Annotated in this window: 13 protein-coding genes and 1 tRNA gene; 5 read left to right on the top strand and 9 right to left on the bottom strand. The window is 69.6% G+C overall.

Translation table 11 applies throughout. From position 1 onward, the window contains the following. Positions 1 to 11 precede the first annotated feature (11 nt). Together D0Z60_RS05090 and D0Z60_RS05085 are read left to right on the top strand one after the other, a co-directional pair. Positions 12 to 1445: a mannose-1-phosphate guanylyltransferase/mannose-6-phosphate isomerase gene (locus D0Z60_RS05090; protein ID WP_118857248.1), complete on the top strand. Its 1434-nt coding sequence runs from the start codon at positions 12 to 14 to the stop codon at positions 1443 to 1445. Positions 1446 to 1558: 113 nt separating this feature from the next. After that, the gene (locus D0Z60_RS05085; protein ID WP_118857247.1) at positions 1559 to 2311 is read left to right on the top strand and encodes an HAD-IIB family hydrolase; all 753 of its coding nucleotides are present in this window, start codon (positions 1559 to 1561) and stop codon (positions 2309 to 2311) included. Between the two features lie 46 nt (positions 2312 to 2357). Here the strand turns inward: D0Z60_RS05085 and D0Z60_RS05080 are convergent. The 6 genes from D0Z60_RS05080 to D0Z60_RS05055 form a co-directional block, all read right to left on the bottom strand. Continuing rightward, a tRNA-Lys gene (locus D0Z60_RS05080) sits at positions 2358 to 2433 on the bottom strand. A gap of 99 nt (positions 2434 to 2532) precedes the next feature. Next, complete coding sequence (rodA, locus tag D0Z60_RS05075; RefSeq protein ID WP_118857246.1) at positions 2533 to 3642, bottom strand: rod shape-determining protein RodA; 1110 nt, start codon at positions 3640 to 3642, stop codon at positions 2533 to 2535. Continuing rightward, entirely contained in the window at positions 3639 to 5567 is a 1929-nt protein-coding gene (mrdA, locus tag D0Z60_RS05070; protein WP_118857245.1) for a penicillin-binding protein 2, read from the bottom strand. Before mrdA ends, rodA begins: the two co-directional genes overlap by 4 nt. Continuing rightward, positions 5564 to 6082, bottom strand: coding sequence for a rod shape-determining protein MreD (locus D0Z60_RS05065; RefSeq protein ID WP_118857244.1), 519 nt, complete (start codon positions 6080 to 6082; stop codon positions 5564 to 5566). The genes mrdA and D0Z60_RS05065 overlap by 4 nt, the downstream gene beginning before the upstream one ends. Further along, positions 6083 to 6955 (bottom strand): rod shape-determining protein MreC, encoded by an 873-nt coding sequence (locus D0Z60_RS11990; RefSeq protein ID WP_118857243.1) that lies wholly within the window; start codon positions 6953 to 6955, stop codon positions 6083 to 6085. An 11-nt stretch (positions 6956 to 6966) separates the two neighbouring features. Continuing rightward, positions 6967 to 8010, bottom strand: coding sequence for a rod shape-determining protein (locus tag D0Z60_RS05055; protein ID WP_118857242.1), 1044 nt, complete (start codon positions 8008 to 8010; stop codon positions 6967 to 6969). A gap of 155 nt (positions 8011 to 8165) precedes the next feature. Between D0Z60_RS05055 and mutL the strand changes: the two genes are divergently transcribed. Both mutL and D0Z60_RS11645 read left to right on the top strand, forming a co-directional pair. Next, positions 8166 to 9953: a DNA mismatch repair endonuclease MutL gene (gene mutL / locus D0Z60_RS05050; RefSeq protein WP_118857241.1), complete on the top strand. Its 1788-nt coding sequence runs from the start codon at positions 8166 to 8168 to the stop codon at positions 9951 to 9953. Positions 9954 to 10050: 97 nt separating this feature from the next. After that, a complete protein-coding gene (locus tag D0Z60_RS11645) occupies positions 10051 to 10224 on the top strand; it encodes a hypothetical protein (protein WP_162888085.1) in 174 nt (57 codons plus the stop codon). On the opposite strand, the gene ilvC is transcribed toward D0Z60_RS11645, so the two are convergent. Together ilvC and miaA are read right to left on the bottom strand one after the other, a co-directional pair. Continuing rightward, on the bottom strand, positions 10221 to 11186 hold the full coding sequence (gene ilvC / locus D0Z60_RS05045) for a ketol-acid reductoisomerase (protein WP_162888084.1): 966 nt from the start codon (positions 11184 to 11186) through the stop codon (positions 10221 to 10223). The genes D0Z60_RS11645 and ilvC overlap by 4 nt on opposite strands. 52 nt (positions 11187 to 11238) lie before the next feature. Then, positions 11239 to 12153 carry a tRNA (adenosine(37)-N6)-dimethylallyltransferase MiaA gene (gene miaA / locus D0Z60_RS05040; protein WP_240325546.1) on the bottom strand — a complete coding sequence of 305 codons (915 nt, stop codon included), beginning with the start codon at positions 12151 to 12153 and terminating at the stop codon, positions 11239 to 11241. Between miaA and serB the strand changes: the two genes are divergently transcribed. Further along, positions 12152 to 13012 (top strand): phosphoserine phosphatase SerB, encoded by an 861-nt coding sequence (gene serB / locus D0Z60_RS05035; RefSeq protein WP_118857238.1) that lies wholly within the window; start codon positions 12152 to 12154, stop codon positions 13010 to 13012. The genes miaA and serB overlap by 2 nt on opposite strands. Here serB and D0Z60_RS05030 read toward each other — a convergent pair. After that, positions 13005 to 13811, bottom strand: coding sequence for an SPOR domain-containing protein (locus D0Z60_RS05030; RefSeq protein WP_240325545.1), 807 nt, complete (start codon positions 13809 to 13811; stop codon positions 13005 to 13007). The two genes, serB and D0Z60_RS05030, sit on opposite strands and share 8 nt — an antisense overlap. Between the last annotated feature and the right edge of the window lie 17 nt (positions 13812 to 13828).

The raw sequence follows: 13828 nt of genomic DNA, 5'->3' as shown, positions 1-13828 counted from the left end.
CGGCGGGTCAGATGCCGAGCGATCTCATTGTGCGTCCGGTCATCCTGTCGGGCGGTGCGGGCACTCGGCTGTGGCCCGTCTCGCGGCTCGCCTTTCCCAAGCAATTGCTGCCGATCGCCGCCGACCGGACGATGCTTCAGGTCACCGCCGGCCGAGTCACTGGACCCGCTTTTGCCGCCCCGATCGTCGTCGGCGACGAGGAGCATCGCTTTTTCATCAAGGATCAGTTCGAACGCGACGGTCTCACGCTGGAAGCAATCCTGCTCGAGCCGTCAGGGCGCAACACTGCTCCGGCCATCGCGCTGGCCGCCAGCTTTGCCCGCGATCAGCTTGGCGACGAGATCCTGCTTGTTCTTCCTTCGGACCATGTGATTCGCGACGAAGCCGCTTTTCGCGCGGCGGTGGCGGCGGCGACTCCCACCGCTGCGGCCGGGGGGCTGGTCACCTTTGGCATCGTCCCCGACAGCCCGCACAGCGGCTACGGCTACATCGAGATCGGCGCGGAGACTGAAGCCGGGACGGGCGTTCACCGCGTTGCTCGCTTTGTCGAGAAGCCCAGCGTCGAATTGGCCGGCGACTATCTCGCTGACGGCCGCTTCCTGTGGAACAGCGGCATGTTCCTTTTTCGCGCCAGCGCCATGCTCAACGACCTGGCGGCCCACGCCCCCGACGTTGCCGCGGCGGTTCGGTCCGCCAGCCGCGAGATCGCGCGCGACGGCGTGTTCGCTCGCCCCGCGGCGCAGGAATTCGCGGCCGCGCCGAGCATCTCGATCGATTTCGCGGTGATGGAAAAGACCGCCAACGCCTATGTCGTGCCAGTCGATATCGGCTGGTCCGACGTGGGCTCCTGGTCCTCGCTGTGGGATATTTCCGCCAAGGACGACGCCGGCAACGTCATCCAGGGATCCGCCATCGCGCTCGACAGCCGGGACTGCCTGCTGCGGTCCGACCATGACAGGCTGGTCGTCGCCTTGGGGCTGGAGGGGATCGGCGTGGTCGTTACCCGCGATGCCGTGCTCGTGACCGATCTCGAACGCTCGCAGGACGTCAAGCTGGCGGTCGACATCTTGCGCGAACGCGGCGACGAGGCAGCGGTCAGCGCTTCCGAGGTGTTCCGGCCGTGGGGGTCATACCAGACCACCGATCGCGGCGATCGCTTCCAGACCAAGCGGATCGTGGTGAAGCCTGGCGCCCGCCTGTCGCTCCAGAAACATCATCACCGTTCGGAGCACTGGGTCGTGGTGACGGGCACGGCGGAAGTGACGATCGGCGACGATGTGCGGCTGCTTCAGGAAAATGAATCGACCTACATCCCCGCCGGCACCGCCCACCGTCTCGCCAATCCCGGCAAGGTTCCGCTCCACCTGATCGAGGTGCAGTGCGGCCCCTATCTGGGCGAGGACGACATCGTCCGCATTGAGGACGAATATGGGCGCAATGAGTGACAGGACCGCTTCGTGGAACTCTTCCAGGGGAAGCCGTAGGCATTAAGGATGACTGCGACGACGACGCGGGCTAGCTGGTCGCCGCAATGCCGGAGCAAAGGCTGTTCCCCTCGATGAAACAGATGATTGCGTTCGATCTCGACGGCACGCTCGCCGAGAGCAAGCAGCCGCTTGAACCCGAGATGGCCGGGGCGCTGGCGCAGCTGCTCGAGGTGCGCCAGGTCGCAATCGTTTCAGGCGGCGACTGGCCGCAGTTCGACAAACAGGTTGCCGGACGGCTCCCGGCCAAGGCCGCCAAGCGTAATCTCTGGCTTATGCCGACCACCGGCGCCAAGCTGTACCGCTACCGCGAGGCCGGCTGGTATCCCGTCTACGCGGATATTTTCGCCGCCGCTCAGCGCGCGGAAATTCTCGCGGCCTTCGACGCCGCGCTCGCCGCCACGGGCTTCGTTCCGGAGCGGACGTGGGGAGAGCGGATCGAGGATCGCGGAAGCCAGATCACCTTTTCGGCGCTCGGCCAGCAGGCGCCGCTCGACGCCAAGGAGCGGTGGGATCCGGATTTCGCCAAGCGCAAGATCATTCAGGCCGACCTGCGGCGGCGGCTCCCCGGTTTTTCGATCAACATGGGCGGCGCCACGTCGATCGACATCACCCGCGCCGGGGTCGACAAGGCGTTCGCCCTGCGGCGCCTCGGCGAGGAAAGCGGAATTGCCCTAGGCGCGATGCTGTTCATCGGCGACGCGATCTTCCCGGGCGGGAACGATTACCCGGTCAAGGAGGCGGGCATCGACACGCTGAGCGTACGCGATCCCGGCGAGACCCTCGACGTCATCGCCGGCCTGCTGGCCGAGAAGACGCCGGACTGATCGCTGGCGGCGCGCAGCACAGCCGACCGTCAGCAAAGCGAGAAAATGGTGGACGCACTAGGGCTCGAACCTAGGACCCGCTGATTAAGAGTCAGCTGCTCTACCAACTGAGCTATGCGTCCATGCCTGATGCAGGCGGCGCGCCCCGCATCGGCGTTGGCGCGGCCGGCGATGTAGCGCGGCTGGCGGCCAAGTCAACCGCCGCCGCCGCCGCCAACCCGCTAGCCGAGGGTCGAGCGAGTCCGCTGCTGGCGCTCGATGCCCATCAGCAGCCCGAGGCAGATCATCACCGTCATCACCGCCGACCCGCCGAAGCTGACCAGCGGCAGCGGGATTCCCACCACCGGCGCCAGGCCCATCACCATCATCAGATTAACCGTGACGTAGAAGAAAATGGTCATCGTCAGCCCGGCCGCGCCCAATTGCGAAAACCGCGTCCGCGCCTTGCTCGCCACCCGCATCCCCCACAGCACGACGGCGTAGAAGGCGATGATCAGCAGCGCCCCGCCGACCAGCCCCCATTCCTCGACGAACGTCGCGAAGACGAAGTCGGTATGGCCTTCGGGCAGATATTTGAGGTGGCTCTGGCTGCCCTGCAGATAGCCCTTGCCCCACAGCCCGCCCGAGCCAATCGCGATCTTCGACTGGGTGATGTGATAGCCGGCGCCGAGCGGATCGGCCTCGGGGTCCATGAAGATCAGCACCCGCTTGCGCTGATATTCGTGCATCAGCGCATAGACCACCGGCAGCGCCGCCCCGATCGCCGCCGCGGCCGACAGGAAATACCACATCGGCAGGCCGGCGAGGAACATCACCGTCACCCCGCCGACCATCACCATCGTCGCGGTGCCGAGGTCGGGCTGGAGCAGGATGAAGGCGAACGGCACCAGCACCAGCGCCGCCGCCGGCCACAGCCCGCGGAATTTCTTGACCTCCGCCGCCGGCAGCAGGTCGTAGAAGCGCGCCAGCGCCAGCACCACCGCCGGCTTCATGAACTCCGACGGCTGGAGGCGGATGAAGCCGAGGTCGACCCACCTTTGTGCCCCCTTGGTGGTGAAACCGATCGCCTCGACCAGTACCAGCAGCACCAGGATCGCGGCGTAGGTCGGGAAAGTGACGCCCTTGATGAAGCCTTCGGGGATGTAACTGATCGCCACCGCCATCAGCGCGAAGCCGAGGATCACCACCGCCTGCTTGGACGCCCACGGGCTCATCGACCCGCCGGCCGCCGAATAGAGCGTGACGATGCCGATGGTGCAGATCAGCGCCACCAGCCAGATCAGCCGCCACGGCAGGCGCGCCAGCGGCTGCGGGATGATCGAGGCGATCATCCCTGCGCCTTCTTGGCGAGCAGCGCGGCCCGCGCCGCGGCCTCGATCGCCCCGGCGCGGCGCGCGGTGCGCTCGGCCAGCGTTCCGCCCCATTGCTGCTCGAGCGCGCTGAGATTGGCCAGCGCCTTGGCGCGGTCGAACAGGAAGGTCAGCGCATCCTTGGCGACCGGCGCCGCGGCGCGCGCGCCGCCCATGCCGTGCTCGATCACCACCGCCCCGGCATAGCGTGGCTTGTCCGAGGGCGCGAAGAACACGAACAGTCCGTGGTCGCGATATTTCCAGTCGCCGCCCTGGCCGCGCGAGGCGCTCGCCGACAGCCGCCGGACCTGGGCGGTGCCGGTCTTGCCGCTCATCTGGATGTCGGGGAAGGGCAGTCGGCTGGCCCCCGCCGTGCCGTCGCCGTTGACCACTTCCCACATGCCGCCGCGCACCGTCTCGAGGTGCTTGGGGTCGAGGTCGAGCATCGGCCCCGGCTTGTCGTGGCGCCCGACCAGCGCCGGGGCGACGTCGCGGCCCGAGGCGATGCGCGCCGCCATCACCGCCAATTGCATCGGATTGACGATCAAAAAGCCCTGGCCGATCGATGCGTTGAGCGTGTCCGACGCGGTCCAGTCGGGCCGCTCGACGATCCGCTTGCTGGTTTCATACTTGCGCCGCTTCCACGCGCTGTCGGGGACGGTGCCATAGCTCTGGCTGACCACCGGCAGGTCAAACTCCTCGCCCAGCCCGAGCATTCGCGCGGTCGGCGCGATGTTGTCGTAGCCGATGCGGTGGCCCATCGCGTAGAAATAGGTGTTGCAGCTCTTGGCGATCGCCCGGCGCATGTCGACGCTGCCATGCCGCCCGAGGCAGCGGAAGAAGCGGTTGCCGAGCCGGTAGCCGCCCGGGCAGTGGATCCGCTGGCTCGGGTCGATGCCGGCTTTCAAGATCGCCAGCGCGCCCATCGGCTTGATCGTCGAGCCCGGCGGATAGAGCGAGTTCAGCACCTTGTTGCGCAATGGCTGGCGCTGATCGTCGCTGAGCGCCGCCCATTCGGTGCTGCCGATCCCGTCGGAAAAGCTGTTGGGGTCGTAGGCCGGCATCGACACCATCGCGAGGATGTCGCCGGTCATGCAGTCGAGGATGACTGCCGATCCGCTTTCCTCGCCCATCCGCCGGGCGGTGAACTCCTGCAAATCGGCGTCGATCGCCAGCTGCACCGTCTGGCCGGACCGGTCGGGCTTCGGAGTCAGCTCGCGCACCAGCTTGCCGCGCGCGGTGAGCTCGACCCGCTGGCCGCCGGGGATACCGCGAAGGCGCTGCTCGAGCGTCTCCTCGAGCCCCTCCTTGCCGATCTTGAAGCCGGGCGTGACGAGGAGCGGGTTCTTGTTCTCGGCCTCGAATTCCTTGGCTGAGGCGGCACCGACATAACCGATCAGATGGCCAACCGCCGGTCCGGTCGGGTAGAAGCGCGAGAAGCCGCGTTGCGGCTGCACCCCCGGCAGTTCGGGCAGGCGCACGGTAACCGCGGCATAGCGTTCGTAGGGCACGTTTTCGGCGACCTGCACCGGCTGGTAGCCGCGCGCCGCCTTCAACTCCTTGATGATCCGGTCGACCTCGTCGGGGTCTAGCTGGAGCAGGCTGGCGAGCAGTCGAAGCGTCTCGGTCGGCCGCTCGAGCTGGTCGGGGATGATGTCGACCCGGAAGTCGGAGCGGTTGATCGCCAGCGGCTTGCCGTTGCGGTCGACGATCCAGCCGCGCCGCGGCGGGACGACGATCAGCTGCACCCGATTGTCCTCGGCGAGCAGGGTGTAATGCTCGTTCTGGCTGATCGACAGATAGCCGAGCCGGGTCAGCAGTACCGCTCCGAACGCCGCCTGCGCGCCGCCGACCAGCAGCATCCGGCGCGAGAAGGCGATCGACTGGTGGGCGGCGGTGAACCTCATCGCCCGAGCCTCCAGCGGTCGAGCCGCATGGCGATGAACGCGGCGAGCGGGAAGGCGAGGATTTCAATGATCGCTGCGGGCACGACCAGCGACGCGCGCGCCGGTGCGCCGGCCAGCCCGGCGACATGGGCCTCGGCCCACGCCGCGGCGGCGATCAGAAGGGCTGCGACCGCCCATTCGATCCAATAGTCGCGCCATTGGGTGCGACGGTCGACCACGTCCATCACCAGCATCAGTGCGGTCCAAAGCGCCACCGACAGGCCGATCGGGGCGCCCGAGACGAGGTCGTTGACCAGCCCCAGCGGCGCCGCCCACCACGCCGGCCAGGCGTCGGCGCGAAGCATCCGCCACCCGAGCAGCATCAGCAGCCCGAAATTGGGCCACCAGCCGCTTGCCGAGACGATCGGCAGCGCCGACAGCAGCGAGGCGGCAACGACGCTCGCCGCGGGGATGGCGGTCGCGCCGAGGACCGGCCCCCGGCCGATCGCTTTGCCGGCGAGCCCGGCGCGGACCATCTAGCGCTCCGCCGGAAGGTCGACGCCGGCGGCCGGCTCGAACGGCCGCTCGACGAGCGCGAAACTGGCCTCGCTCGGGTCGGCCAGCGGAATGGCGATCGCGCCGTCGTCGTCGAGCCTGATGACCCGCGCCACCGGGACCAGCGGCGGATAGAGCCCGCCGGTGCCCGAGGTGACGATGATGTCGCCGCGCTTGAACGGGTTGCGGCCGACTTCGAGCGGGCGGATGTCGACCGTCCCGTCGCCGCGCCCGGTCGAAATGACCGGCGTCCCGCTGCGCAGGATCCGTGCCGGCACGATGTTGGCGCGGTCGCTGACCAGCAGCACCCGGCTGGCGTTGGCGCCAGCGTCGATCACTCGGCCGACAAGCCCGTCGGCGGCGCGCACCGGCATTCCCACCGCGACTCCGTCACCGGTGCCGACCGACAGGATGGCGAAGCGCCGCGGGCTCTGGAAGCTCGAGCCGACGATTCGCCCGGCGGCGACCGCTTCCTGGCGCTCTTCGCGCAGCCGCAGCGTGCCCTTGAGCTGGCGGTTCTCGAGCATCACCGCATTGGCGCGCAGGATCTGGCGGCGCAGCGCGGCGTTCTGCGCCTTCAGCGCGGCGTTCTGGTCGGCCGCGTCCCAATAGGCCCCGGCGCCGCTGGCCAGGCCGGAAACGGTGGCGGAGACGTCGGACAGCGCGGTGGTGACGGGGGAGGCGGCATCGAGCGCGGCGCCGCGGACGCTCTGGTAGCTGGCCGGCGAGACGATCGACAGCGCCAGCATGATCAGCCCGACGATCAGCCCGGCGATCGCCGCCAGGAAGCCGAAGAACAGGCTATATTGCGCGCGCCGCGACCAGCCGGGGCGCGGACCCGCCGGCGCGGCCACCCCGCGCTATCCTACGCGGTCTGCAGGACGCCGCGGAACTGCTCTTCCTCGAGCGCCCGTCCGGTGCCCAGCGCGACGCAGGTCAGCGGGTCCTCGGCGACCGTCACCGGCAGGCCGGTCTCGTCGCGCAGCACTTCGTCGAGTCCTTCCAGCAGCGCTCCGCCGCCGGTCAGCACGATGCCCTGGTCGCAGATGTCGGCGGCGAGCTCGGGCGCGGTGTTCTCGAGCGCGATGCGGACGCCCTCGACGATCGTCCCGACCGGCTCGCTCAGCGCTTCGGCGATCTGGCCCTGGTTGATGGTGATTTCCTTGGGCACCCCGTTGACGAGGTCGCGGCCCTTGATGTGCACCGTCTGGCCGATCCCGTCGGCCGGCGGCTTGGCGATCCCGACTTCCTTCTTGATCCGCTCGGCGGTCGCTTCGCCGATCAGGAGGTTGTGGTTGCGCCGCACGTAGGAGCTGATCGCCTCGTCCATCTTGTCGCCCCCGACCCGCACCGAGGTGGTGTAGGCGAGCCCGCGCAGGCTCAGCACCGCGACTTCGGTCGTGCCGCCGCCGATGTCGACGACCATCGATCCGACCGGTTCGGTGACCGGCATGTCGGCGCCGATCGCCGCAGCCATCGGCTCCTCGATCAGATAGACCTGGCTCGCGCCCGCGTTCGACGCCGCGTCGCGGATCGCGCGCCGCTCGACGCTGGTCGATCCCGACGGCACGCAGATCACGATTTCCGGAAAGCGCCAGCTCGACATCTTGCCGCCGTGCACCTTGCGGATGAAATATTTGATCATGTCCTCGGCGACGTCGATGTCGGCGATGACCCCGTCGCGGAGCGGCCGGATCGCCTCGATCTGGTCGGGCGTCTTGCCCATCATCAGCTTGGCATCGTCGCCGACCGCCTTGACCCGCTTGACGCCGTTGATCGTCTCGATCGCCACCACCGACGGCTCGTTGAGCACGATCCCGCGGCCGCGGACATAGACCAACGTGTTGGCCGTCCCCAGGTCGATCGCCATGTCGTGGGACATCCACTTGAGCCAACGGTTCCAGAACATGCGCGTCTCGCCTTACAGTCGCGGCACCGGAATGGCGGCCATGCGCGGCGCCCCCCGTTTACCGCCGATTAATCCGTTCCCGAACAAGAAACCCTGAATTTTCTCGCAAAAACAGCGCCTCGCGGGCACCGGTCGATTGGGCTAGGAACGGGGCCATGTCAATAAGAAGGCTGCCCTCCGAACTGGTCGACCGGATCGCCGCCGGCGAGGTCGTCGAGCGGCCTGCCAGCGCGCTCAAGGAACTCGTCGAGAACGCGCTCGATGCCGGCGCCCGGACCATCGCCGTCCGCCTCTCCGCCGGCGGCCTCGACCTGGTCGAGGTCGTCGACGACGGCTCGGGCATGACCCCGCCCGAGATGCGCCTGGCGATCGAGCGCCACGCCACCTCCAAGCTGCCCGACGACGCGATCGAATGCGTCACCAGCTTCGGCTTTCGCGGGGAGGCGCTGCCGTCGATCGCCAGCGTCGCCCGCTTCACCCTCGAAAGCCGGCCCCCAGGCGCCGAAGGCTGGCGCCTCGCGATCGACCACGGCCAGCCGGCAGGCGAGGGGCCGGCCGCCTGTCCCCCCGGCACCCGGGTGCGCGTCGAGGGCCTGTTCGACAAGGTCCCCGCGCGCCGCAAGTTCCTGCGCAGCCCGCGCGCCGAATATGCCGCCTGCCTCGATTCCGTGAAGCGCCTCGCCATGGCCCGCCCCGACGTCGCCTTCAGCCTCGAGCACGACGGTCGCCGAACCCTCTCGGTCCAGCCGTCCGACGGCCCGGCCCGCGTCGCCGCCTTGCTCAGCCACGAGCTCGACCGCCACGGCCTCGGCATCGACTGCGCCCGCGACGGCTTCACCCTCACCGGAGTCGCCAGCCTGCCGACCTTCAACCGCGGCATGGCCGACCAGCAGTTCCTGTTCGTCAATTCGCGCCCGGTGAAAGACCGGTTGCTGGTCGGGGCCCTGCGCGCCGCCTACCGCGACCTCCTCGCCCGCGACCGCCACCCGGTCGCCGCGCTGTTCGTCGAGGTGCCGACGGGCGAAGTCGACATCAACGTCCACCCGGCCAAGACCGAAGTCCGCTTCCGCGACCCCGCCGCGGTGCGCGGCTTGATCGTCGGCGGGCTGCGGGCCGCGCTCGACCAGGCCGGCCACCGAAGCGCCGCCCGCGAGCACTACGCCAGGGAGGCCAACTGGGAGAGTGAGATTCTCCCCTCCCGCTTGCGGGAGGGGCCGGGGGTGGGACTACTCCACGAGCGGACTGAACAGTTTGAGGCCCACCCCAACCCCTCCCGCGAGCGGGAGGGGCTTTTCGGCGCTCGGCAATCGGCCCCGGACTTCGCCCCAGCCGCCCGCGCCGAGCCCGCCACCGCGCCCGTGCTCGCCTTCCCGCTCGGAGTCGCCCGCGGCCAGGTCGCCGCGACCTACATCGTCGCCGAGGCCGAGGACGGACTGGTGATCGTCGACCAGCACGCCGCCCACGAGCGCCTCGTGCTCGAGCGCATGCGCCGCGCCGCGGGCGACGGCGCGGTCGCCCGCCAGCCGCTGCTGATCCCCGACGTGGTCGAGCTCGACGAGCCCGATTGCGACCGGCTCGAGGCCGCCGCGGGCGAGCTCGACCGCTTCGGGCTCGAGATCGAGCGGTTCGGCCCGGCCGCCATGCTGGTGCGCGCCACGCCGGTCCCCCTCGGCAAGACCGACAGCCGCGGCCTGCTCGCCGATCTCGCCGCCGAACTGGCCGAGCTCGGCACCGCCCTGGCGCTGCGCGACCGGCTCGATCATGTCGCCGCGACCATCGCCTGCCACGGCTCGGTCCGCGCCGGGCGAATCCTCTCGGTCGCCGAGATGAACGCGCTGCTGCGCGAGATGGAGGTCACGCCGCGCAGCGGCCAGTGCAATCACGGCCGCCCGACGTGGATCAAGCTAGCCAGCGGCGACCTCGAGAAGCTTTTCGGCCGCTGATCACGGGGGCTGATCTAGATCAGTGAGAATGGACCAGATTGCCGGGACTCGCCGGGCGGATCGTGCTACAAGCGGAACGATTGGGCGGGAGGCCGAGATGAGCGAGCAGGATCGCATCTATTTCGCGCAGCGTGCGGCGGAAGAGGAGAAGCTGGCCAACGACGCCGGCGATCGCGCGGCGGCCGAGGCGCATCGCAAGCTCCAGCGGGCCTATGCCGAGCGGGTGCTGGTCGGCGATCGTCCGACCGAAGAGCGCGAGATCGTCGCCTAACTGTCGAGCGACCGGCGGACCGCTTCGACCGCCAGTGACCGCGCGCGTTCGCGGGCGCTCTTCAAGCGCGGATAGCCGCTCGCTTCCTCGTCCTTGAGCGCGGCGGCAAATGCACCCGAGCGGATCCCACTCAGCACCGCGCGCATCCGTTCCCGTACCCCGTCGTCGATCACCGCCGGCCCGCCCAGCACCGCGCCAAGCTCGGCCGTGTTACTGATCGCCGCGCGCATGCCGGCGATCCCGCGCGCCTCGATCAGATCGGCCAGCAGCTTCAATTCCCCGACGCATTCCAGATACGCAACTTCGGGCCGGACGCCCGCCTCGACCAGCGTATCGAACCCGGCGATCAGCAGTTCGGGCACCGCGCCCCACACAACCGCGCCCTCGTTGAACAGATCGGCCTCGCATTCCTCGGCGAAGGAGGATTCGATCAGCCCGGCGCGGCCGCAGCCGATCGCCCGACCGTAGGCGAGGGCGATTTCGCGCGCGCCGCCGCTGGCATCCTGCCCGACCGCCCAAAGCGCGAGCATCCCGTCGCCCGCCGCGAACAGCGAGCGCAGCGCGCTGCCCGGCCCCTTGGGCGCGACCAGAAACACGTCGAGGTCGAAGCGCGGCGCGACGAACCCGAAATGCACCGCTAATCCGTGGCTGAAGCCGAGCGCCGAACCCGCCTTAAGCCGGCCCGCGATGGTGCCATAAACTCCGGCCATCGCCTCGTCGGGGACCAGCAGCATCACCACGTCGGCGCCGTCCACAGCGTCCTCAAGCGGCGCCGAGCTCAGCCCGTCCTCGGCAACCGTCGAAGCTCGCGCCGACCCCCCGCGCAGACCGACCACCACGTCAAACCCGCCATCGGCCAGATTTTGCGCCTGCGCCCGCCCCTGGTTGCCATAGCCGATCACCGCAATCCGCCGCCCCGCCAGCGGCGCGAGATCGATGTCTTTGTCGGTCAGTCGGTGCATCACTTCCCCGTCATTGCGAGCGGCCAAAGGCCGCGCGGCAATCCAGCCTTCGTTACTGGATTGCTTCGCTGGCGCTCGCAATGACGGAATCGGAATCCAGCGCATCCCCAAACCGCACCCACTCCGCCGGCGGCTGGTGCGCGAACCAGGTATATTGCCTTTTGGCGTAATTGCGCGTCGCCTGCTGCCCCGCCGCGATCATCGCCGCGCGGTCCGTCTCCCCGCGCAGGAAAGCCGCAATCTCCCGCACCCCGATCGCCCGCATTACCGGCAACTCCGCGTCCAGCCCGCGCGCAAGCAGCGCCTCGACCTCGGAAATCGCACCTTCTTCGATCATCGCGGTGAACCGCGCCTCGCAGCGCCCATAAAGCCAGTCGCGCGGCGGAACGAGGACGATGGCCCGCACCGTGACCTCTTCACCGATCCCGCCGGTCTTTTCGCTCTGCCATGCGCCGAGCGTCCGCCCGGTCGACTGCACCACCTCCAGCGCCCGAGCGATCCGCGCCGTGTCGCGCGGGCCGATCCGCGCCGCGCCCGCCGCATCGAGCCGCTCCAGCGCGCGCCGATTGTCCTCGACGCTCGCGCCGCGCACCGCCGAGCGAACATCGTGGTCGATCTGCGGCACCGGCGCGATACCCTCGATCAGGGTTCGGAAATAAAGCCCAGTGCCGCCGACCAGGAGCGGCGTTCCGCCCGCCCGGTGGATGTCTGCGATCTCGGTTTGTGCAAGCTCCGCCCATTCCGCCGCCGAACAGGGCTCGGCGCCGTCGCGCACGCCGTACAGCAGGTGTGCCACCTCCGCGCGCTCGACCGCGCTCGGCGCCGCGCTGAGGATCGGGATGTCGCGATAAAGCTGGCTGGCGTCGGCGTTGACGATCGTCCCGCCGACCGCCCGGGCGCAGGCCAGCGCCAGCGCGCTCTTGCCGCTCGCCGTCGGACCGGCGATGACGAGAAGGGGAGGGCGCATGCTCATTGCGACGCTGATAGCAGCCGGCCGGCTCGATGACAGGCTGCTCGCCGCCGCGCTCGAACGCGTGCCTGGCGCCAGCTTCTCGGGCTGGCTTGATGAAGGCGACGCCGCCGACCTCGCGGTCCCGGACGCCGCCACGGCCCGCGCCGCGCTCGAAGGCTGGCAGGATTGCGATGTGGTCGTTCAGGCCCCGGCCGAGCGCGAGAAGAAACTGCTCGTCGCTGACATGGATTCGACCATGATCGGCCAGGAATGCATCGACGAGCTGGCAGATTATGCGGGGGTGAAGCCCCAGGTCGCGGCGATCACCGAGCGGGCGATGCGCGGCGAGCTCGATTTCGCCGCCGCGCTCGCCCAGCGGGTCGCGCTGCTGGCGGGTCTCGACGCCGCAATCATCGGCCGCTGCCTCGCCGAGCGGATCCGACCGACGCCCGGCGCGGAAACGTTGGTCAGCACGATGCGCGCGCGCGGCGCGTTCACTTTGCTCGTGTCCGGCGGCTTCACCGATTTCGTCGCTCCGGTGGCGGCCGCGCTCGGCTTCGACAATTTTCGCGCCAACGTTCTCGCTCGCGACGGCGACTGGCTGACCGGCACCACCACCGGCGCGATCGTCGATTCAGAAGCCAAGCGCATTGCGCTCGAGGAGGCACGCGCTCGCCTTGGCCTCGATGCCGGCGCAGTGGTGGCGATCGGCGACGGCGCCAACGATTTGTCGATGGTTCGCGCCGCCGGGCTCGGGTTCGCGTTCCGCGCCAAGCCGGTGCTAGCCGAGGCAGCGGACGCACGGCTCGACCACCACGGCCTCGACGCTTTGCTGTGGGCGCAGGGCATCCCGCGCCGCGACTGGGTTATTTAGCCGCCACCGCGAAGCACGGCTGCGGAGCGAGCCGAGCGCAAGCGGCCGTCGCCTCGGCGCGGGTCGCGAATGGCCCGGCTTGGAGCCGGGTCATCGCGCCCACCGGCACATAGAAGGCGCGCGCGCTGCCGAGCTTGCCCTGCAGCCGCCCATACAGGCTCTCTGCGCTCGACCTGCTGCCGAACGCCCCGAGCTGCACCCTCCACGCGCCGCTTGCGCTTGCAACAGCGACAGGGGCAGGGGCAGGGGCCTTCGCGGGCGGCTTGGCCGCAGCCTTGACCGGCTTGGCCGCGGCGAGTGCCATGGCCACGCCCTTGCGTCTTTGCTCGACCGGAAGCACCTGGTCCATCTCGGCCAGCGTCGTCTTGGCCGGGGCCAGCCCCTGCGCCGCGGCGCGGCTGACGTAGGCATAGCCCTTGACCGGGTCGGGCGGCACGTCGTCGCCGTTGAACAGCGCCGTGCCGACGACGAGCAGCGCCCGCGGCTCGCCGCGCTCGGCCGCCCGGCTAAGCCATGCCAGCGCCTCGCGCCGCGCGCCGCTGTCGAACAGCAGCAAGCCCAGCGCGACCTGCGAATCGAGGTGCCCGGCCTTCGCCGCCCGTTCGAACCAGCGCTTGGCCTGGCCGCTGTCGGCCGCCACTCCGCGCCCCAGCCGGTAGGCCTGGCCGAGGTTGAACGCGGCGTCCTGGTCGCCCTTTTCCGCAAGCGGCCGCCAGATCGCCACCGCCCGCGCCGAATCGCCCTTCTGCCAGGCGGCGATCCCCGCCTTGACGCTGGTCGCCTGCGCCGCGGCCGGCACCAGAAATAGGAATAGGA

Source organism: Sphingomonas mesophila (assembly GCF_003499275.1).
GTDB lineage: Bacteria > Pseudomonadota > Alphaproteobacteria > Sphingomonadales > Sphingomonadaceae > Sphingomicrobium > Sphingomicrobium mesophilum.
The sequence above is the reverse complement of the archived record's forward strand: the minus strand, read 5'-3'. Positions and strand labels throughout refer to the sequence as shown.

Coding starts and splice junctions, on each gene's coding strand:
- D0Z60_RS05090 (WP_118857248.1), top strand. CDS start 12: ATGCCGAGCGATCTCATTGTGCGTCCGGTCATCCTGTCGGGCGGTGCG.
- D0Z60_RS05085 (WP_118857247.1), top strand. CDS start 1,559: ATGAAACAGATGATTGCGTTCGATCTCGACGGCACGCTCGCCGAGAGC.
- rodA (WP_118857246.1), bottom strand. CDS start 3,642: ATGATCGCCTCGATCATCCCGCAGCCGCTGGCGCGCCTGCCGTGGCGG.
- mrdA (WP_118857245.1), bottom strand. CDS start 5,567: ATGAGGTTCACCGCCGCCCACCAGTCGATCGCCTTCTCGCGCCGGATG.
- D0Z60_RS05065 (WP_118857244.1), bottom strand. CDS start 6,082: ATGGTCCGCGCCGGGCTCGCCGGCAAAGCGATCGGCCGGGGGCCGGTC.
- D0Z60_RS05055 (WP_118857242.1), bottom strand. CDS start 8,010: ATGTTCTGGAACCGTTGGCTCAAGTGGATGTCCCACGACATGGCGATC.
- mutL (WP_118857241.1), top strand. CDS start 8,166: ATGTCAATAAGAAGGCTGCCCTCCGAACTGGTCGACCGGATCGCCGCC.
- D0Z60_RS11645 (WP_162888085.1), top strand. CDS start 10,051: ATGAGCGAGCAGGATCGCATCTATTTCGCGCAGCGTGCGGCGGAAGAG.
- ilvC (WP_162888084.1), bottom strand. CDS start 11,186: ATGCACCGACTGACCGACAAAGACATCGATCTCGCGCCGCTGGCGGGG.
- serB (WP_118857238.1), top strand. CDS start 12,152: ATGCTCATTGCGACGCTGATAGCAGCCGGCCGGCTCGATGACAGGCTG.
- miaA (WP_240325546.1), bottom strand. CDS start 12,153: ATGCGCCCTCCCCTTCTCGTCATCGCCGGTCCGACGGCGAGCGGCAAG.